The organism is Pseudomonas khorasanensis, from assembly GCF_014268505.2.
Classification (GTDB): domain Bacteria; phylum Pseudomonadota; class Gammaproteobacteria; order Pseudomonadales; family Pseudomonadaceae; genus Aquipseudomonas; species Aquipseudomonas khorasanensis.
In genome coordinates this window covers 155,654-175,448 of record NZ_JABWQP020000010.1, presented here as the reverse complement: position 1 = coordinate 175,448, position 19,795 = coordinate 155,654, and the positions used below count along the sequence as shown (strand labels likewise).

The 19,795-nt window shown below is 60.5% G+C and carries 18 protein-coding genes and 1 tRNA gene; 14 read left to right on the top strand and 5 right to left on the bottom strand.

Going from position 1 to position 19,795, the window contains the following annotated elements:
• Positions 1 to 1,356 (top strand): poly-beta-1,6-N-acetyl-D-glucosamine synthase, encoded by a 1,356-nt coding sequence (pgaC, locus tag HU727_RS19780; RefSeq protein WP_186533993.1) that lies wholly within the window; start codon positions 1 to 3, stop codon positions 1,354 to 1,356.
• Positions 1,353 to 1,886, top strand: coding sequence for a poly-beta-1,6-N-acetyl-D-glucosamine biosynthesis protein PgaD (gene pgaD / locus HU727_RS19775; protein ID WP_186533992.1), 534 nt, complete (start codon positions 1,353 to 1,355; stop codon positions 1,884 to 1,886). The genes pgaC and pgaD overlap by 4 nt, the downstream gene beginning before the upstream one ends.
• A 14-nt stretch (positions 1,887 to 1,900) precedes the next feature.
• Here the strand turns inward: pgaD and HU727_RS19770 are convergent, their stop codons facing one another.
• Positions 1,901 to 3,424, bottom strand: coding sequence for an FAD-dependent oxidoreductase (locus HU727_RS19770; protein WP_186533991.1), 1,524 nt, complete (start codon positions 3,422 to 3,424; stop codon positions 1,901 to 1,903).
• Positions 3,425 to 3,564: 140 nt separating this feature from the next.
• On the opposite strand from HU727_RS19770, the gene HU727_RS19765 reads away from it, so the two are divergent.
• A complete protein-coding gene (locus HU727_RS19765; protein ID WP_186533990.1) occupies positions 3,565 to 4,125 on the top strand; it encodes a YbhB/YbcL family Raf kinase inhibitor-like protein in 561 nt (186 codons plus the stop codon).
• A 48-nt stretch (positions 4,126 to 4,173) separates the two neighbouring features.
• Complete coding sequence (locus tag HU727_RS19760; RefSeq protein WP_186533989.1) at positions 4,174 to 4,443, top strand: hypothetical protein; 270 nt, start codon at positions 4,174 to 4,176, stop codon at positions 4,441 to 4,443.
• A gap of 77 nt (positions 4,444 to 4,520) precedes the next feature.
• Here HU727_RS19760 and HU727_RS19755 read toward each other — a convergent pair.
• Positions 4,521 to 4,597: transfer RNA gene (locus HU727_RS19755), tRNA-Arg, on the bottom strand.
• A 431-nt stretch (positions 4,598 to 5,028) separates the two neighbouring features.
• On the opposite strand from HU727_RS19755, the gene gabD reads away from it, so the two are divergent.
• The 3 genes from gabD (at position 5,029) to HU727_RS19740 (ending at position 9,280) form a co-directional block, all read left to right on the top strand.
• Positions 5,029 to 6,471, top strand: a complete 1,443-nt coding sequence (gabD, locus tag HU727_RS19750; RefSeq protein WP_024011131.1) for an NADP-dependent succinate-semialdehyde dehydrogenase — start codon at positions 5,029 to 5,031, stop codon at positions 6,469 to 6,471.
• 184 nt (positions 6,472 to 6,655) lie between these two features.
• Positions 6,656 to 7,933 carry a 4-aminobutyrate--2-oxoglutarate transaminase gene (gene gabT / locus HU727_RS19745; protein WP_186533988.1) on the top strand — a complete coding sequence of 426 codons (1,278 nt, stop codon included), beginning with the start codon at positions 6,656 to 6,658 and terminating at the stop codon, positions 7,931 to 7,933.
• A gap of 135 nt (positions 7,934 to 8,068) precedes the next feature.
• Positions 8,069 to 9,280 carry a response regulator gene (locus HU727_RS19740; RefSeq protein ID WP_186533987.1) on the top strand — a complete coding sequence of 404 codons (1,212 nt, stop codon included), beginning with the start codon at positions 8,069 to 8,071 and terminating at the stop codon, positions 9,278 to 9,280.
• Positions 9,281 to 9,417: 137 nt separating this feature from the next.
• Here the strand turns inward: HU727_RS19740 and HU727_RS19735 are convergent, their stop codons facing one another.
• Positions 9,418 to 10,407, bottom strand: coding sequence for a GGDEF domain-containing protein (locus HU727_RS19735; RefSeq protein WP_186533986.1), 990 nt, complete (start codon positions 10,405 to 10,407; stop codon positions 9,418 to 9,420).
• Positions 10,408 to 10,551: 144 nt separating this feature from the next.
• A complete protein-coding gene (gene desA, locus HU727_RS19730; protein ID WP_186533985.1) occupies positions 10,552 to 11,736 on the bottom strand; it encodes a delta-9 fatty acid desaturase DesA in 1,185 nt (394 codons plus the stop codon).
• 146 nt (positions 11,737 to 11,882) lie between these two features.
• Between desA and dibA the strand changes: the two genes are divergently transcribed.
• The 6 genes from dibA to HU727_RS19700 all read left to right on the top strand — a co-directional run bounded on the left by dibA (position 11,883) and on the right by HU727_RS19700 (position 18,227).
• Complete coding sequence (gene dibA, locus HU727_RS19725) at positions 11,883 to 13,802, top strand: phosphodiesterase DibA (RefSeq protein WP_186533984.1); 1,920 nt, start codon at positions 11,883 to 11,885, stop codon at positions 13,800 to 13,802.
• Between the two features lie 252 nt (positions 13,803 to 14,054).
• Positions 14,055 to 14,237 carry a sulfur starvation response protein OscA gene (gene oscA / locus HU727_RS19720; RefSeq protein WP_007917682.1) on the top strand — a complete coding sequence of 61 codons (183 nt, stop codon included), beginning with the start codon at positions 14,055 to 14,057 and terminating at the stop codon, positions 14,235 to 14,237.
• 146 nt (positions 14,238 to 14,383) lie between these two features.
• Positions 14,384 to 15,397: a sulfate ABC transporter substrate-binding protein gene (locus HU727_RS19715; RefSeq protein ID WP_186533983.1), complete on the top strand. Its 1,014-nt coding sequence runs from the start codon at positions 14,384 to 14,386 to the stop codon at positions 15,395 to 15,397.
• A 132-nt stretch (positions 15,398 to 15,529) separates the two neighbouring features.
• Positions 15,530 to 16,348: a sulfate ABC transporter permease subunit CysT gene (cysT, locus tag HU727_RS19710; RefSeq protein WP_186533982.1), complete on the top strand. Its 819-nt coding sequence runs from the start codon at positions 15,530 to 15,532 to the stop codon at positions 16,346 to 16,348.
• Between the two features lie 13 nt (positions 16,349 to 16,361).
• Positions 16,362 to 17,234, top strand: a complete 873-nt coding sequence (gene cysW, locus HU727_RS19705; RefSeq protein ID WP_186533981.1) for a sulfate ABC transporter permease subunit CysW — start codon at positions 16,362 to 16,364, stop codon at positions 17,232 to 17,234.
• A gap of 3 nt (positions 17,235 to 17,237) precedes the next feature.
• The gene (locus tag HU727_RS19700) at positions 17,238 to 18,227 is read left to right on the top strand and encodes a sulfate/molybdate ABC transporter ATP-binding protein (protein WP_186533980.1); all 990 of its coding nucleotides are present in this window, start codon (positions 17,238 to 17,240) and stop codon (positions 18,225 to 18,227) included.
• 162 nt (positions 18,228 to 18,389) lie between these two features.
• Here HU727_RS19700 and HU727_RS19695 read toward each other — a convergent pair whose 3' ends face one another.
• Positions 18,390 to 18,917 (bottom strand): Mpo1 family 2-hydroxy fatty acid dioxygenase, encoded by a 528-nt coding sequence (locus HU727_RS19695; protein WP_186533979.1) that lies wholly within the window; start codon positions 18,915 to 18,917, stop codon positions 18,390 to 18,392.
• An 84-nt stretch (positions 18,918 to 19,001) separates the two neighbouring features.
• Here HU727_RS19695 and HU727_RS19690 point away from each other — a divergent pair, with 84 nt between their 5' ends.
• Positions 19,002 to 19,679: a Crp/Fnr family transcriptional regulator gene (locus HU727_RS19690; RefSeq protein WP_186533978.1), complete on the top strand. Its 678-nt coding sequence runs from the start codon at positions 19,002 to 19,004 to the stop codon at positions 19,677 to 19,679.
• Positions 19,680 to 19,795 lie beyond the last annotated feature (116 nt).

The window sequence follows — 19,795 nt, the reverse complement described above, 5'->3', positions numbered from 1 at the left end:
ATGCTGGATAGACTGTTAGCCCTGCTTGTTCTGGCGATTGTCCTCGGCGTACCGCTGGGGCTGATCTTCCTCGTGACCGGCCAGTTCCTGATGGACTTCGTGTTCTTCTACCCGCTGTTCATGTCCGGGTTGTGGATCGCCGGCGGCCTGTATTTCTGGCTGCACTGGGAGCGTCATTGGCCTTGGCAGGACGATACGCTGCCGCCTCCTCTGGAAGGCGAGCCACTGATTTCGATTCTGATCCCTTGCTACAACGAAGGCGACAACGCTGCCGACACCATTCATGCGGCGCTGGCGCAGCACTACCCGAACATCGAAGTTATCGCGATCAATGACGGCTCCAAGGACAACACCGGCGAAGTCCTCGACGCCTTGGCCAAGGAAGATCCCCGCCTGCGAGTGCTGCACCTGGCGGAAAACCAGGGCAAGGCTGTGGCCCTGCGCATGGGCGCCATTGCTGCGCGCAGTGAATATCTGGTGTGCATTGATGGCGATGCGTTGCTGGCTCCGAACACTGCGGCTTATCTGGTCGCGCCGATGCTCGATAACGCCCGCCTCGGCGCGGTGACCGGCAACCCGCGCATCCGCACGCGTTCGACGTTGATCGGGCGGGTGCAGGTCGGGGAGTTCTCTTCGATCATTGGTCTGATCAAACGCACGCAGCGAGTGTTCGGACGAATTTTCACGGTGTCCGGAGTGATCGTCGCCTTCCGCCGTACCGCGCTGAACCGGGTCGGCTACTGGAGCCCGGACATGATCACCGAAGACATCGACATCAGCTGGAAGCTGCAACTCGATCACTGGAGCATCTTCTACGAACCGCGCGCGCTGTGCTGGATCCTGATGCCGGAAACCTTGGGCGGGCTGTGGAAGCAGCGCTTGCGCTGGGCCCAGGGCGGCGCCGAAGTGCTGTTCAAGAACATCCGCGGTATCTGGCAGTATCGCCATCGTTACCTGTGGCCGCTGCTGTTCGAATATTGCCTGTCCACCGGTTGGGCGTTCACCTTCCTGTTGTCGGTGATCTTCTGGGGCGTGGGCAAATTCGTGGTCATGCCGGACGCGATCGCCGTGGATCATCTGATGCCGCCGGCCTTCACCGGTCTGTTGCTGGCGTTTGTCTGCCTGGTGCAGTTTGCCGTCAGCATCGTCATCGATCGCCGCTATGAGCCGGGTCTGGGCAAGACCATGTTCTGGGTGGTCTGGTACCCGTTGGTGTTCTGGCTCGTCAGTCTGCTGACCACCCTGGTCAGCTTCCCCAAGGTGTTGTTCAGCCAACACAAAAAACGCGCGCGCTGGGTCAGTCCTGATCGGGGAATCAAACCGCTCGGTGACGACCAGGAGGAGGTCATCAAATGAAGATTATCCGGACTCGCCAACGGCCCTTTCTGGTGGTGATCGACGTCATCCTCACGGTGATGGCGTGGGTTGGCCTGCTGTTTTTGTTGATACGCGGGTTATGGCCGCTGATCGAAACCTACGCCGGAGGCCCGCGCATCGACCATTCGGCATTCGATGCCCTCGGGACCCTGCAGGTCTATCTATGGGTGGCGCTGGTCAACGCGTTGATCCTGATCGGTTGGGCGCGTTATCAACAACGCAAAAGCCGCAGTTTCGCGCAGCGTCGTTTGCCGTCGCCGGTAGTCGGCGATGAAGGCCTGAGCAAAAGCTTCAAGCTCTGCGACGAACGTTTTCAAAAATTGCGCACGCCCGGTGTGATGACCATTCACAACGACCAGGAAGGTGATATCAGCCACGTGGAAACGCATTTCTGGCCGGTACCGCAGCAAGCCCTGCCGGCGCCGCTGGCGCCCCTGGAGCATCCGCGGGTGATCTTTCTGCATGCCGAAGATGATGACAACCGCGAACCGGTGAAGCGGCTGACCTGATTACAGGGCCGAAGTCAGGCCTGAATCAGCGTCCACGCCTCTTTCATCCGCAACGGCTGCTTCATCCGCTCAACCAACAGCGCCATCGCACGTTGCTTGTCGCACGCCACCGCCGCGACGACGATGCCGTTTTTGGCGAACAGGCCAACGAACGGTGGTTTCTCCGGCTCGCCGCTGAACTCCACCTCGTCCCACTCTTCGGCGTGACCGAGATAGTCGTAATCCTTGCCAAAGTGGTGAGTCCAGAAATACGGCACATCCAGATAGTGTTCCTCGCCACCGAGCATGTTGGCCGCAGCGATGCGCGCATGTTGCTGCGCCAGGCGCCAATGCTCGATGCGCTGTGGCTGGCCATTCAACGGGAACGTGGCGATATCGCCGATGGCCCACACACCTTCGGTCACGCGCATGCCGTCATTGACCCGCAGCGACTGGTCGTCTTCCTTGGGCAATGAGGCGAACGCTTCGGTGGCTGGATGTATGCCGATCCCGGCCAGAACAAGATCCGCCGCCAGGCGCAAACCGTTGTCCAGCAGCACACCCTCGACCTTGTCGTCGCCGAGGATTTGCGTGGCCTCATGTTCGCTGATGAATTTCACGCCATGCTCCTCGTGCAACGCGCGAATCGCCTTGCCCACGGCTTCGCCGAATTGCCTGGCGAAGGGCACCGCATGACGTGCCAGAACCGTGACGTCGAGGCCGTACTCGCGCAGGGACGAAGCGCACTCGAGCGCGATAAAACTGTCGCCGATGATCACCGCACGCTGACCCGGTTGAGCGGCGCTGATGATCTGTTCGGCCTGGGCTTTCGAACGCAAAACGAATACGTTGGGCAGCTCGGCACCGGGCAGTTTCAGCGGATTGGGCGCGCCACCCGTGGCGAGCACAGCGGCGTCGTAGCGCAGGATACCGCCGTTGTTCAAATGAAGCGTTTTGCCTGGTGCGTCGAGTGAGGTGACTTCACCTTGCACACGTTCGATGCGTTGCGTTAGATAGGACGCCTCATCGCGCAGAGGCGGGACTTCTTTCGACGACATCTCACCGGCGAGGACAAATTTGCTGAGCACCGTGCGGTCGTACCCGGCGTCCGGATCTCCGTCGATCAGCACGATGCGCCCGCCGAAACCTTTCTCCCGCAGCGCCGCCGTGCAAGCCGTGCCTGCCGCACCGGCGCCGACCACGACAAACGTTCTTGAGTCATCGGCGGGCGGGGTGTGCGGATCGGACAGGGCCTGGTCATCGACCCAGACTTCATCGCCGCGCACTTCCAGCGGATAGCGCTTGAGACTGTCGAGCGACGGCGGCTCGCACAGACCGCCGTCCTCGGCGCGGTACGCGGCTTTGTGCCAAGGGCAGATCAGGCGTCCGTGACACAACGCACCTTTGGCCAACGGCGCACCGGCATGGGGGCAAAGACCCTGAAACGCACGCAGTTGCCCGTTCGCACGCAGCAGGACGATCTTGCAGTCGCCGATTTCGACTTGCAGGCCACGGTCTTGCGGAACATCGGCAAAGCGGGCGACACGGTGCAGGGACATCTTCGGCTTCCTCGCAGGCATTTTCTCTTACGAGTGGGTGTCGCCGCGTGAGGTTCAGCCATTTGCTACTGCCAAGGCACGAACGGTACAGCTATAGTTTGCCAGCCGACGACGGCCTCACTGCACAAGGTGCTCCCGGAATGACCCGATTGACCTCTCTCAACCCTTGGCTGGCGGCTCTCGCCGTGACCCTTTGCGTGCAGTTTCCGGCGCAGGCCCAGGAGCGCTTCACCCTCAGCATTCCGGGCGTGTCGGACAACCGCCTGTTCACCTCGGCCGCAGCGAGCGACGCGCCCGGCTGCGGCGGCAAAAACCAGTCCCCGGCCCTGAGCTGGAACGCGGGCCCTTCCGGCACCCTAAGTTATGCGATCGTCATGCACGACCCGGACGGCCAGAAAGGTCTCGGTGTCGATCACTGGATTCACTACGGCATCAAACCCACCACGCACCAGATTGCAGCCGGCGTCGGCGCCAAATCCGCCCTCGAAGGCATCGGCGGCACCAACAGCAAAGGCAACACCCATTACATGGGCCCGTGCCCGCCAGTGGGCGACAGCGCGCATCATTACATCATCCAGATCTATGCCCTCGACCTGGCCCCGGACGCCTTGCCCGCCGGCCTGACCCGCGCCGAGCTGATGGAAAAAATCAAAGGTCATGTGCTGCGTAACAGCAGTGCGGTGCGGCGTTATCACCGCTAAGGTTTCGCCGCTCACGAGCAGCTGAATGCCCCGATCACCCGCAGCCATTTGGCATTGCCCCGCGAAAACGCGCACTATCAAGCCATTGCCAATGCGCTGGAGGACACCGTGGCAGCAAAAATCGACCGCATCGCCCAGCTACTCAATTGCCCCGAAAAGGGCGAACAAATGCGGCGAGCAGTAACGGAATCGCGTAAGGAGTTTCTGCTGAATCAGCCGGAAGAAGACCTCGTTGCTGAAGACGAGGTGTTTGATGAGGTTGAGGAGGAGGGGGATGACGACGATGAGTATGACGAGTTTGACTGGACGACGGAGTGACGGCGTTCCAGCGATCTTGTCATCGCCCACAAAAAAGCCCCGGACCATCACAGTCCGGGGCTTTTTCGTTTGATTCATGGTGCACCAGGCGGGATTCGAACCCACGACCCCTGCCTTCGGAGGGCAGTACTCTATCCAGCTGAGCTACTGGTGCAGCGGGCGACATCATACCTAGGTCGGCTCGGGGCGTCCATGCCGGGTTTGGCGGGTTTTGTCAGGGTGCGTGTCGGCGTCAATGGCTGCATTCCTTAAAGCGGTAACGTCCTGCAAAACCCTCGCTTGGCGCTTTGCCGGTGTTGATCTAAGGTTTTCCTGCGGTAAGCGTTTTTGTGGCGTTGATCTGAAAAGCGGCATTTTTGTTCTTTTTTTCGAACGACCTATTGTCCTTTACCCCCTTTGATCCTACGATCCGTTTGAGATTTCAAACGCTCGTTGACGGGATGTTGCAGCGCAGGTGCGCCCGGTCGTGCACTGTTGATGCGCCACAATCCGCTCACTGATTTCCCTGACGGCAGCCTTGCGAGGCGCCTTTCTACAATCATAATTTGCTCCGCGCAGGCCGCGGTGCTGTTAAGGAAAGCCGACATGCAGCTTAAAGACACCCAGTTGTTCCGCCAGCAAGCCTTCATCGATGGCGCTTGGGTCGATGCGGACAACGGTCAGACGATCAAGGTCAACAACCCGGCCACTGGCGAAATCCTCGGCACCGTGCCGAAGATGGGCGCGGCCGAAACCCGTCGTGCCATCGAAGCCGCCGACAAGGCCCTGCCGGCCTGGCGTGCACTGACCGCCAAGGAGCGTGCGGGCAAGCTGCGTCGCTGGTTCGAGCTGATGATCGAAAATCAGGACGACCTCGCGCGCCTGATGACCCTCGAGCAGGGCAAGCCGCTGGCCGAGGCCAAGGGCGAAATCGTTTATGCCGCGTCGTTCATCGAGTGGTTCGCCGAGGAAGCCAAGCGCATCTACGGTGACGTTATTCCGGGGCACCAACCGGACAAGCGCCTGATCGTGATCAAGCAGCCAATCGGCGTCACCGCCGCGATCACGCCGTGGAACTTTCCGGCGGCGATGATCACCCGCAAGGCCGGCCCGGCACTGGCGGCTGGCTGCACCATGGTGCTGAAGCCGGCTTCGCAAACCCCTTTCTCCGCATTCGCACTGGCTGAACTGGCCCAGCGTGCCGGCATTCCGGCGGGCGTGTTCAGCGTGGTCTCCGGCAGCGCCGGCGACATCGGCAGCGAGCTGACCAGCAACCCGATCGTGCGCAAACTGTCCTTCACCGGCTCGACCGAAATCGGTCGCCAGTTGATGGCCGAATGCGCCAAGGACATCAAGAAAGTCTCGCTGGAACTGGGCGGCAACGCGCCGTTCATCGTGTTCGACGATGCGGATCTGGATAAGGCCGTCGAAGGCGCGATCATTTCCAAGTATCGCAACAACGGTCAGACCTGCGTTTGCGCAAACCGTCTGTACATTCAGGACGCGGTCTACGACGCATTCGCCGAGAAGCTGAAAGTGGCCGTGGCCAAACTGAAGATCGGTAACGGTCTGGAAGACGGCACCACCACCGGCCCGCTGATCGACGAAAAAGCCGTGGCCAAGGTTCAGGAGCACATCGCTGACGCAGTAAGCAAAGGCGCGACCGTGCTGGCTGGCGGCAAGGCGATGGAAGGCAACTTCTTCGAACCGACGATCCTGACCAACGTGCCGAAAAACGCTGCCGTGGCCAAGGAAGAAACCTTCGGTCCGCTGGCGCCACTGTTCCGTTTCAAAGACGAAGCCGAAGTGATCGCGATGTCCAACGACACCGAATTTGGTCTGGCTTCGTATTTCTATGCCCGCGACCTCGGCCGTGTATTCCGAGTAGCGGAAGCGCTGGAATACGGCATGGTCGGCGTCAACACCGGGCTGATCTCCAACGAAGTCGCGCCGTTCGGCGGCATCAAAGCCTCGGGCCTGGGCCGTGAAGGTTCCAAGTACGGCATCGAAGATTATCTGGAAATCAAATACCTCTGCCTGGGCATCTGAGCCAGCGCAAGGAACGCTGTAAACGCAAAGGGCACGAGAGCGCTGTCCCTTTGCGTCGTTTAAACCTGCATTTTCTCTGCGGCCGGGAACGCCGTGGCAGTCGATCATCGCATGCTGCCACCGCTGATTCTCCCCGCTTAATCCTTGAACCACGCCGCCCGATGAGCGGCGAATGAGGACTGTAATGAGCAAGACTAACGCTGAACTGATGGCCCGTCGTACCGCTGCTGTCCCACGCGGTGTTGGCCAGATTCACCCGATCTTCGCCGAGTCGGCAAAGAACGCCACGGTGACCGACGTTGAAGGTCGTGAATTCATCGACTTCGCGGGCGGCATCGCTGTACTGAACACCGGCCACGTGCACCCGAAAATCATTGCTGCCGTGACCGAGCAACTGAACAAGCTGACCCACACCTGCTTCCAGGTACTGGCCTACGAGCCGTACGTTGAGCTGTGCGAAAAAATCAACGCCAAGGTGCCGGGCGATTTCGCCAAGAAAACCCTGCTGGTGACCACCGGTTCCGAAGCGGTGGAAAACGCCGTGAAAATCGCCCGTGCCGCCACTGGCCGCGCTGGGGTTATCGCCTTCACCGGCGCTTACCACGGTCGCACCATGATGACCCTGGGCCTGACCGGTAAAGTCGTGCCGTACTCGGCCGGCATGGGCCTGATGCCAGGCGGCATTTTCCGTGCGCTGTACCCGAACGAACTGCACGGCGTGAGCATCGACGACTCGATCGCTTCCATCGAACGCATCTTCAAGAATGACGCCGAGCCGAAAGACATCGCTGCGATCATCATCGAGCCGGTTCAGGGCGAAGGTGGTTTCTACGTGGCACCGAAGGAATTCATGGAGCGCCTGCGCGCATTGTGCGACCAGCACGGCATTCTGCTGATCGCTGACGAAGTGCAGACGGGCGCTGGCCGTACCGGCACCTTCTTCGCCATGGAACAGATGGGCGTTGCGGCCGATCTGACCACGTTCGCCAAGTCCATCGCTGGCGGCTTCCCGCTGGCCGGTGTCTGCGGCAAGGCCGAATACATGGACGCCATTGCGCCGGGTGGCCTGGGCGGCACCTACGCCGGCAGCCCGATCGCTTGCGCGGCTGCGCTGGCGGTGATGGAAGTGTTCGAAGAAGAACAACTGCTGGACCGCTGCAAGGCTGTCGGTGAGCGTCTGGTCACGGGTCTGAAGGCCATTCAGGCCAAGTACCCGGTCATCGGTGAAGTCCGTGCACTGGGCGCGATGATCGCCGTCGAGCTGTTCGAAAACGGCGACAGCCATAAGCCAAACCCGACTGCTGTTGCGGCAGTTGTGGCCAAGGCGCGTGACAAGGGCCTGATCCTGCTGTCCTGCGGCACCTACGGTAACGTGCTGCGTGTACTGGTTCCGCTGACCTCGCCGGACGAGCAACTGGACAAAGGCCTCGCGATCATCGAAGAGTGCTTCTCCGAGCTCTGATCGATTGGTGTGACCTGCTCGACAAAAACCCGCTCAGGCGGGTTTTTTTACGCCCGTTGAAACACATCGGACGTGTTTGCGCTGTATCGAATGGCCAGCATTGGCTAAGGTTCAGGCATTGCAAGGAGAGCGCGCATGACCGCCGTTGATTTACCTGCCGTACCCCGGGTGCTGATTGCCGAGGCTGACCCCTGGTCCCGTGACCTGCTTAAACAAGTGCTGCTCAACGTGCGATGCGACGCGCGGCTGGATCTGTGTGCCGATGGCCAGCAAGCCCTGTCGTTGCTCGGCGAGGTGCCGTATGACCTGGCTATTGTCGATTGGGAGTTGCCCGGCATCGATGGTCTGCAAGTGCTGCGCAGTGTGCGGCAGCGCAAACGCAATCCGCCGCTGCCGTTCATTCTGATGAGCAACCGCAACGACAGCGCGAGTGTTCGCGAGGCGCTTCCGCTGGCGCCGACGGCGTACCTGACCAAACCCCTTAATATGGAAGGCCTGAACGAACGCTTGCAGGGTTTGCTGCTCAACGCCGGCGAAGCCGTGGTCTGCGAGGTGCCTGCACTGGCGCCGGGTATGACCTTGTCGGTGTTTCTTGAGCGGCGTCGCGAGCAGGCCGATGGCGCGCCGTTGATGACCGACGTGCAAGTGGCGGTCAAGCGCAGCCTCAATCCCGAGGGGCTGGATCTGACGCTGCTGGAACAGGAGGTTCGTACCGATCCGCAGATTACCGCCGTGCTGATCGCCGCCGCCAATAGCGCTGCACAGCACCATGGCGCACCGGTGCAAACCCTGGCCCAGGCGCTGCATCGGCTCGGCACCGGCCAGAGCATGAACCTGATTCTCGGGTTGGCGCTCAAACGCAGCGCGCGCCTCAGCGATCCGTGCCTGGCGGACTACGCCGAGCGCTACTGGGGGCTGTCGCTGCACACGGCAGAATACGCCCGAACCTTGGCGCGCTTGCTCGATCTGGATCAGGAACGCTGTTACTGCGCGGGCATGCTGCATCGGCTTGGCGATCTGGCGCTGCTGCGTTGCTTGCAGGAATGGCAACAGGCCGGCGGCGAGCTGGATGAGCTGGAAGAGGTCGGTGAAGCGTTGGCGAAGTTTGGTGCGTCGTATGGCTCGGCATTGCGAACCCGTTGGCGTCTGCCGCTGGAATTGCGCGAGCTGATCGCCTCGGTCTACCAACTCGGTGGTGGTGTGTATTCCCGCGAGGCGCTGGTGATGAACATGGCGGCGCAGATGGCGCGACTCACCGAGCACGAAGGCATTGAGGAACTGGCGAAGAGCCGGACGGCGCGGTTGCTCAAGATCGGCTTGCCTGAGCTGATGCGGATGCGTAAATAAACAGATGTCACCGCCATCCAATGTGGGAGCGAGCCTGCTCGCGAAGCCGGTGTGTCATTCAGCTTTGAGTTCCCTGACAGAATGCTTTCGCGAGCAGGCTCGCTCCCACAGGTACAACACCAGGCGCGGAAACCGGGTCAGGCCGCAATAATCCGGTTCTTGCCCTGTCGTTTGGCCTCATACATCGCGGCGTCCGCCCGAGCGAACAGGCTGTCGAGGCTTTCATCTGCTTCGGTGAGGTTGGTCAGGCCCTGGCTCACCGTAATGCTGAACGCTTGCCCGTCATGGTTGAAGCGCAATCGCTGAATTTCCTGCTGCAGTCGCTCCGCGACCTGAACGGCCATGTCCGGCGCACAACCCGGGAACACCGCCGCAAACTCCTCCCCGCCAATGCGCCCGAACAGATCGCCACGGCGCAATGACCCGCGTCCGCACTCGGCAATCCGTTGCAGCACGTTGTCGCCTTCCGGGTGGCCGTAACTGTCGTTGATCAGTTTGAAGTCGTCGATATCCAGCAGCAGAAAGGCCAGCGGTGAGCCATGGCGCCGCGCCTCGGCGAACTCGCGGTGGGCGCATTCGAAGAAGTGGCGACGGTTACTGCTTTGGGTCAGCACATCGGTGGTGGCCAGCCGTTGCAGCTCTGTTTCCATGTGCTTTTTGTCAGTGATGTCTTCGGCGATGCCGACGATGATCACCGGCTGCCCGGGTTCGTCCTGCCGATTGATGAAGCATTTGTCGCTGAGCCAGCGCACCTGACCATCGGCAGCGATGATGCGGTACTCGCGATCTTCCACCGCGCCCTTGCGCAGGACTTCGGCCAGACTCTGTTCGGCATATTCGAGATCGTCGGGATAAATGCTGTCGCGCCACTGGTTGTAATCGGCGAGCAAAAGCCCTGCGGAGCGGCCAAAGATCCGTTCATAAGCAGGGCTGACGTAAAGCACCTGCCGGGTTTCCCAGTTGAAGGCCCAGAGCACGGCATTGACGCTGACCAGCAATGAACTGATCAGTTGTTCACGCTCACTCAGGCGGGCGACCTCGCCTTGGGCGTGCATCAGCGCGATAAGGGTTTGCGCGGCCTCGGGCCACTGCGCATGGGGTGCGTCTTTTTGTTTGTTATTGACCATCGGCACAGATCTCAAAGGGCGTGCCGCAATTCGACAGCGGCCACAGAACAGCCCGCCGGGATGGCGAAGTGTCTTTGAGATAGGTGATTTTTGGCGAAGTTCCGAAGGGTGCACCCCGGTAGCAGGGTGCACCGATCAACGGTCTCAGATTGCCGCAGGACGCAGCGAGTAGGTTTTCAACTGATCAGCGAATTCGCGCAGCGACTGGATGCCACTGGCTTCGGCCTCGTGAATCCATTCCTTGATGGCCGCGAGCATGTCGTGACCGTTGGAGCTGGTCTTGACCCAAATCTGCTGAAGGGCCAGGCGCTTCTCGTAAATGACCTTCAGTGCCTGGCTGTGCTCGAGCATGCTCTGGATGCGTGCGTGATGACGATCTTCCAGCAGGCTGGTCTCGCGCGAGAGCAGACGCTTGGCGCGGTGGAACTGGTGACGGACCGAATGATCGACCTTCGCCAGCTCCTGCTTGACCAGAGGGCCAATCACCAACTTGCGGTACTGGGCCATGATCTGGAAGCGGTTGTTGAGGATCGCCATGGCGGTGTCCATGTCCAGGCTGCCTTTGCCCTCGACGCGGTGAGCGATAGGCGCAACGCGCTGAACCTTGGCCAGGCGCAGGAAGCAGAACACTTTGATCCACGCCCAACCGAGGTCGAACTCCCACTTCTTCACCGACAGCTTGGCCGAGTTGGGGTAGGTGTGATGGTTGTTATGCAGCTCTTCGCCACCGATCAGGATGCCCCACGGCACCAGATTGGTCGCTGCGTCGCGGCATTCGAAGTTGCGGTAGCCGACGGCATGACCCAGGCCGTTGATGACACCGGCGGCCCATACCGGAATCCACATCATCTGGATGGCCCAGATGGTGATACCGATGGTGCCGAACAGCATCAGGTCGATGACGCCCATGATCGCCACACCCAGCAGCGGGTAGCGGCTGTAGACGTTGCGTTCGACCCAGTCTTCCGGGCAGTTCTTGCCATAGATGCGCAAGGTCTCGGGGTTCTGTGCTTCGGTGCGGTACAGCTCGGCGCCGGTACGCAGGACGGTGGACAAGCCTTTGATGACGGGGCTGTGCGGGTCATCTTCGGTTTCACACTTGGCGTGGTGTTTGCGGTGGATCGCGGTCCACTCGCGGGTGTTCTGCGCCGTGGTCAGCCACAGCCAGAAACGGAAGAAGTGCTTGAGGCCAGCATTCAGCTCCAGAGAGCGATGGGCCGAGTAGCGGTGCAGATAGACCGTGACGGCGATGATGGTCACATGGGTCATCAGCAGGGTGACTGCGACCAGAGACCAGGCCGACAAGCCAAGAAAACCTTCGTACCACATAGGCTATAGGGCCCTCGATAAAGATAAAAACAGCCGTTGCATTATCACTAAGCACACAGATAAAACCAGTCGCCCTTTCAGATAAGAGTCGCTGAATGTTTCTTGACCTATAATCCCGGCCTTTTTGCAGGGACATGGACGACCGAATGTCTGCCACTCACCGCGATGCCTTACGCGCAGGGCTGTTCTATTTCGTATTGGCAGCTGTATGGCTGCGGGTATCTGATCATTTATTAAACAATTTCTTCGATGACTCAAGCGATCTCGCTCGCTGGCAACTGATCAACGGTTATCTGCTGGCCACGGTCAGCGCGGGGCTGATTTTTCTCGCGCGGGTACGCCTGTACCGGTTTCTCGGCATGGGCGCGCAATTGCGCGAGCGTCGCGCCGACCGTGAACGCCTGCGTCAGGCGGCGGCCGTGTTCGACTGCACCCGTGAGGGCGTGCTGGTTACCAACCATCAAGGGCTGATCGTCCACGTCAACCGCGCCTTTATCGAGATCACCGGTTATCAGCGCGACGAGGTGATCGGGCAGCAGCCCAGCCTCTTCAAGTCCGGTCATCATCCCCCAGAGTTTTATCAGGCGATGTTCGCCACCCTCGCAGCCGACCGTGAATGGAGCGGGGAGATCTGGAACCGCCGCAAGACCGGCGAGATTTATCCACAGTGGCAGACCATTCGGGTCATTCACGATGATGCCGGCCGACTCAGTCATTACGTGGCGGTGTTTTCCGACATCAGTGCAATCAAGAACTCCGAGACCGAGCTGAAACACCTGGCGCATCACGATCCGTTGACCGATCTGCCCAACCGCCTTCTGTTCAGCGACCGCGCCGAGCAGGCGCTGGCGTCGGCGCAGGTCCACAAGCGTGGCTGCGCGCTGCTGATGCTGGATCTGGATCACTTCAAGATGATCAACGACAGCCTGGGACACAGTGTCGGCGACCGGCTGCTCAAGGCGGTGGCGACGCGCTTGCAGGATCTGTTCGGCCTGGGCATCACGCTTGCGCGGCTGGGTGGCGATGAGTTCGCCGTGCTGGCGGAAAGTTGTCCACAGCCGGCACAGGCCGCCGCACTGGCGCAACGCATTCTGGATGCGCTGAAGGCGCAGATTCTGGTCGATGGGCATGAGCTGTTCATCAACGCCAGCATCGGCATCAGCCTGTTTCCCGACGATGCGTTGAGCGCCGAACAGCTGTTGCGCAACGCTGACGCCGCATTGTTCAAAGCCAAGACCAGCGGCCGCAACGGCTACGCCCTCTACACCGAAGAACTGACGGCGCACGCCCGGCAACGGGTCGAAATCGCCTTTGAACTGCGCCGGGCGCTGGAGCAGCAAGAGTTGCGGGTCTATTACCAACCGGTGCATGACTTGCAAACCCGCCGCGTGACGGGCGTCGAGGCACTGGTGCGCTGGCAGCATCCACAACGCGGGCTGGTCTCTCCGGCGCAATTCATTCCGGTTGCCGAGCGCACCGGGTTGATCGCCGACATCGATGCCTGGATGATGCAGCAGGCCTGCCGGCAGATGTGCCAGTGGCAACGGGACGGGGTGGTGCTGTCATTCGTCGCGGTGAATGTGTCGTCGCGATTGTTTGCCCGGCGCGAGTTGTATCAGCATGTGGCGCAGGTGCTGAACGACACCGGGCTGGATCCGGCGTATCTGGAACTTGAAGTCACCGAAAGCGCGGTGATGGACGACCCTGACGTGGCGCTGGAACAGATGCATCGGTTGCGTGAATTGGGCGTCCGCCTGGCCATCGACGACTTCGGCACCGGCTATTCGTCACTGCTGCGGCTCAAGCGGCTGCCGGTGCAGAAACTTAAGATCGATCAAGGCTTCGTCGCAGGGCTGCCAGGGGATGAGGATGATGCCGCCATCATCCAGGTAATCATCGCGCTGGCACGGAGCATGGGCATGCAGGTGCATGCCGAGGGGATCGAGCAGGTCGACCAGGCGGCATTTTTGCTGGAGCAAGGATGCGATTTGGGGCAGGGGTATTGGTTCGGCCGGCCGGTGCCTGCGCAGGATATTGAATGGATGCGTGCGCCGGTGATTGGTTGAAAGATCAAAAGATCGTCCGATCGTGGCCCGAGCCTTAGGCAGCTCCTACAGGTGACCGGTGCACAACCTGCCGGGGGTGTGATCTTTGATTCACCGGCGCGCAAACGCCCGCTCGTCCAGATATTGGTTTTCTAGTTATATAAACATTCTCAAATAGTCTTTTTAAGAATATCCGTGCCTCTCTTATATTGCTCCCACGCCGAACGCAGTGCGGCCCACTGCCAGGCAAATCCCCTTCAAAGGAGCAGCACCATGAGCGCATCCCTTCGCAGCGTTGACGGTCAGGACGAAAGCACCATCTTGCGTGAAATCCAGAGCGCTTTGCGCGATCTGCGTTTCGGCGCGGTGGAGATCACTGTGCACAACGCGCAAGTCGTGCAGATCGAACGCAAAGAGAAATTCCGTTTGCAGCAACCGGGTAAACAACCGGGCTGAGTTGAAGATAAAGGATCGCAGCCTGCGGCAGCGCCTACAGGGGGCTGTGTGCAGGAGCTGCCGAAGGCTGTGATCTTTAGCGGACACACCCGATTCAAAATATTCATAAGAAAAAGCCACCACCCAGAATTCCAGGAGCTTTCACCATGTCGTCGATTCGCCGTTACGCTTTGGCCGCGCTGGCCAGCGCCGTGTTTGCAGGTTCCGCAGTTGCCAAGGACTACGAACTGCTTAACGTGTCGTATGACCCGACGCGCGAGCTGTATCAGGAATACAACGCCGAATTCATCAAGTTCTGGCAGAAGGACCATGCCGGCGACACCGTGAAAATCCAGCAATCCCATGGCGGATCGGGTAAACAGGGCCGCGCGGTGATCGACGGTTTGCGTGCCGACGTCGTGACCCTGGCTCTGGCCGGTGACATCGACGAAATCGCCAAGCTCGGCAAGAGCCTGCCCGCCGACTGGCAGAAGCGTCTGCCGGAAGCCAGCACGCCTTACACCTCGACCATTGTTTTCCTGGTGCGCAAGGGCAACCCGAAAGGCATCAAGGACTGGGGCGATCTGATCAAGAACGACGTCTCGGTCATTACCCCGAACCCGAAAACCTCGGGCGGTGCGCGCTGGAATTTCCTCGCGGCCTGGGCCTACGGCCTGAAAGCCAACGGGGGTGACGAAGGCAAAGCCAAGGAATACGTGCAGACCCTGTTCAAACACGTGCCGATCCTCGACACCGGCGCGCGCGGTTCGACCATCACCTTCGTCAACAACGGTCAGGGTGATGTATTGCTGGCCTGGGAAAACGAGGCGTTCCTGGCGCTGAAGGAAGATGGCGGCGCTGACAAGTTCGACATTGTCGTGCCTTCGCTGTCGATCCTCGCCGAACCTCCCGTGGCCGTGGTCGACAAGAACGCCGAGAAGAAAGGCAACGCACAGATCGCCGAAGCCTATCTCAAGCACCTGTACAGCCCGGCCGGGCAGGAAATCGCCGCGAAAAACTTCTATCGTCCTCGGGATAAGGACGTGGCCGCCAAGTACGCCCAGCAGTTCCCGAAACTGGAACTGGTGACGATCGACAAGGACTTCGGCGGCTGGAAATCCGCTCAGCCGAAATTCTTCAATGACGGCGGCGTGTTCGACCAGATTTATCAGGCGCAGTAAGCTCAACAGACCCCGGACTCATTGTGGCGAGGGAGCTTGCTCCCGCTGGGCTACGAAGTAGCCCCAGAAATTCTGGGAGCGCTTCGCACTCCAGCGGGAGCAAGCTCCCTCGCCACACAACCAAGGACTTTTATGTCGCGTCGTATTTCACCCGTCATACCCGGCTTCGGGCTGACGCTGGGCTACACCTTGGTGTACCTCAGTCTGATTGTGCTGATCCCGCTGGCGGCGATGTTCGTCCACGCCGCCCAACTGACCTGGGATCAGTTCTGGACGATCATTGCCGCACCGCGTGTACTGGCCGCGTTGAAGCTCAGCTTCGGTACGGCGCTGTGCGCGGCGATCATCAACGGCATTATCGGCACGTTGCTGGCCTGGGTGCTGGTGCGCTACACCTTCCCGGGGCGCAAGGTGATCGACGCGATGATCGATCTGCCGTTCGCCCTGCCGACTGCCGTGGCCGGTATCGCTCTGACCGCGCTGTATGCGCCGACCGGCCTGGTCGGACAGTTCGCCACCGACATGGGCTTCAAGATCGCCTACACCCCATTGGGCATCACCCTGGCGCTTACCTTCGTGACGCTGCCCTTTGTGGTGCGCACCGTGCAGCCGGTATTGGCCGATATTCCTCGTGAAGTCGAAGAAGCGGCGGCCTGCCTCGGTGCGAAACCGTGGCAGGTGTTCCGTCACATTCTCGTGCCGGCGTTGCTGCCGGCCTGGTTGACCGGCTTCGCCCTGGCCTTTGCCCGGGGCGTGGGCGAGTACGGTTCGGTGATTTTCATCGCCGGTAACATGCCGATGAAAACCGAAATTCTGCCGCTGCTGATCATGGTCAAGCTCGACCAATACGATTACACCGGCGCGACGTCCATCGGCGTGCTGATGCTGGTGGTTTCCTTCGTCCTGTTGCTGCTGATCAATTTGCTGCAGCGGCGCATCGAAACCCCATAAAGGAGGCGCGAACATGTCCCAATCGTCCATTGCGGCCGCCTCTTCGGCCAACGCTGCGCGCCGTGGCAGCGCGACGTCACGCAGGATTTTGATCGGCCTTGGGTGGCTGATCTTTTTCCTGTTCCTGTTGCTGCCGCTCTTCATCGTCGTGTCTCAGGGGTTGAAGAACGGCCTCGGTGCCTTTTTCACTGCGATCTTTGAGCCGGATGCCATCTCGGCGCTGAAACTCACCGTATTCGCCGTGCTGATATCGGTGCCGCTGAACCTGGTGTTTGGCGTCAGCGCGGCGTGGTGTGTGAGCAAATACTCGTTCCGTGGCAAAAGCATGCTGGTGACGCTGATCGACCTGCCGTTTTCGGTATCGCCGGTGATCGCCGGTCTGGTCTATGTCCTGATGTTCGGTGCCCAGGGCCTGTTCGGGCCGTGGCTGCAGGATCACGACATCCAGATTGTCTTCGCCTTGCCGGGCATTGTGCTGGCGACGATCTTCGTCACCGTGCCGTTCGTGGCCCGTGAGCTGATCCCGTTGATGCAGGAACAGGGCACGCAGGAAGAGGAAGCCGCGCGCCTGCTCGGTGCCAATGGCTGGCAGATGTTCTGGCATGTCACCGTCCCCAACATCAAATGGGGCCTGATCTATGGCGTGGTGCTGTGTACGGCACGGGCCATGGGCGAGTTCGGTGCGGTGTCGGTGGTTTCCGGGCACATTCGCGGGGTGACCAACACCTTGCCGCTGCACGTCGAGATCCTCTACAACGAATACAACCACGTGGCCGCGTTCGCCGTGGCGAGCCTGTTGCTGATCCTTGCGCTCTTCATCCTGCTGCTCAAGCAGTGGAGCGAAAACCGTATCAACCGCCTGCGCGCCAGCGCCGCGGAGGAATAACTCATGTCGATCGAAGTGCGTAACGTCAGCAAGAATTTCAATGCGTTCAAGGCGCTGGACAACATCAGCCTGGACATTCAGAGCGGCGAGCTGGTGGCGCTGCTCGGCCCGTCCGGCTGCGGCAAGACGACCTTGCTGCGCATTATTGCCGGTCTGGAAACCCCGGATCAGGGCAACATCGTCTTTCACGGCGAAGACGTCTCCGGTCACGACGTGCGTGATCGCAACGTCGGTTTTGTGTTTCAGCACTACGCCTTGTTCCGCCACATGACCGTGTTCGATAACGTCGCGTTCGGCCTGCGCATGAAACCGAAAAACCAGCGCCCGACTGAAAGCCAGATCGCCGCCAAGGTCCATGAGTTGCTGAACATGGTGCAACTGGACTGGCTGTCGGATCGTTACCCGGAGCAGTTGTCCGGCGGGCAACGCCAGCGGATTGCGCTGGCCCGTGCCCTGGCAGTCGAGCCGAAAGTGCTGCTGCTGGACGAGCCGTTCGGCGCCCTGGATGCCAAGGTGCGCAAGGAGCTGCGTCGCTGGCTCGCGCGGCTGCACGAAGACATCAACCTGACCTCGGTGTTCGTGACTCACGACCAGGAAGAAGCGATGGAAGTCGCCGACCGCATCGTGGTGATGAACAAGGGTGTGATCGAGCAGATCGGCTCACCGGGCGAGGTCTACGAGAACCCGGCCAGCGATTTCGTCTATCACTTCCTCGGCGACTCGAACCGCTTGTTGTTGAGCGACGATAACCACGTGCTGTTCCGCCCGCACGAAGTGTCGCTGTCGCGGCATGAGCTGGAAGACCATCACGCCGCTGAGGTGCGCGATATCCGACCGTTGGGCGCGACCACACGGGTGACGTTGAAGGTTGAAGGGCAGACAGATCTGATCGAAGCCGAAGTGGTGAAAGATCACGACAGCCTGATCGGTTTGGCCAAGGGTGAGACCTTGTTCTTCAAACCCAAGGTCTGGCAGAAAGTCGCCAATCTCTGAGATTGATCGTTCCCACGCTCTGCGTGGGAATGCATCCCGTGACGCTCCGCGTCACAGTGGACGCGGAGCGTCCATGGCGGCGTTCCCACGCAAAGCGTGGGAACGAGCGGATGTAGTCGGTGCCGAAGGCTCGGGCCGCGATCGGACGATCTTTCAAGCAGCCTAGGCCGCCGCTTTTCGATTGGGATTGAACCGCACCGCTCCTGCCCGCGCCTCGATCTGCGCTTTCAGTTCCTGACGCATCCCCAGCAAGAACGCCAGTTCGGCCACCACAAACAACGGCCCGACGATCAACCCGCTGATGTCATCGACAAATGCCGGTTTGCGTCCTTCGTAGTGATGGCCGACAAACTGGATCACCCAGCCGATCACAAACATCGTCAGGCCGCTGCTCAGCCAGACCATCGTGCTCTGCTGCGCCAGTACATGCCCCGCCCACACCGACAACCCCATCAACACGGTCATCAGCACACCAAGCTTCAGCTCCAGGCGCAGGTAAAACCACGCCGAGGCCAGCGCGACCAGAACCGCCGGAGATATCCACAACCCGCCCAGCGACCACTCCGGCCGTGACAACAGAACAGCCACGGCCACCACTATCAGCGGGATACCGATAAAGTGGCTGGCAATGTTGCGCGGGTCGCGATGGTAGGCGGCGTATTGACTGAGATGGTCGACGAGGCTTTTCATTGTTGTTCCTCCGGTGGGGTTGATTGCATCATCCCTCGGGATCCATGTTCGCTCTGTCGGGCAGGCGACACTCTTGGAGTGGTTATGGAAATTCGTTCACGGCTGCTGACCGGCCAGTGGTTCAGTCATCTTCCGGTGTCCTTTCAGGATAGCCTGCTGGCGGCGGCGCGGGAGCGGCGGCTGACAGCGGGGCAGCGCCTGTTCCAGCGCGGCGACGCGCCGTGTGGCTTGTATGCGGTAGTCGATGGGGCCGTGCGCATTGGTGCGGTGAGCGAGCAGGGCAAGGAGGCGTTGCTCAGCCTGGTGGAGGCGCCGCACTGGTTCGGTGAAATCTGTCTGTTCGACGGTCAGCCGCGCACCCATGACGCTTACGCTGTCGGGCCGTGTCTGCTGCTGAATATCGCGCAAGCGACGCTGCTCAAACTGCTCGATGAGCAACCGGTTTACTGGCGGCATCTGGCGCTGTTGATGAGCCACAAGTTGCGCCTGGCTTTCATTAGTCTTGAACAATTGAGCCTGCTGCCAGCCCCGGCGCGCCTGGCCCATCGCTTGCTGATGATCGCTGAAGGCTACGGCGAACTCGACGCGCCACGCCGTGTGCTGCAACTGCCGCAGGAACAGTTGGCGGCGATGCTTTCGCTATCGCGACAGACTACCAATCAGATCCTCAAGGATTTGCAGGGGCAGGGGATTATCGGCTTGGCATACGGCGAGATCGAAATCCTCGACGCGGCGCGATTGCGTGCCCTGGCCACACTCTAGAACGCGACTGCCATCCCTGTGGGAGCGAGCCTGCTCGCGAAAGCGGTGAGTCATTCAACAGAAATGTCGGCTGACCTGACGCCTTCGCGAGCAAGCTCGCTCCCACAAGGGTTATG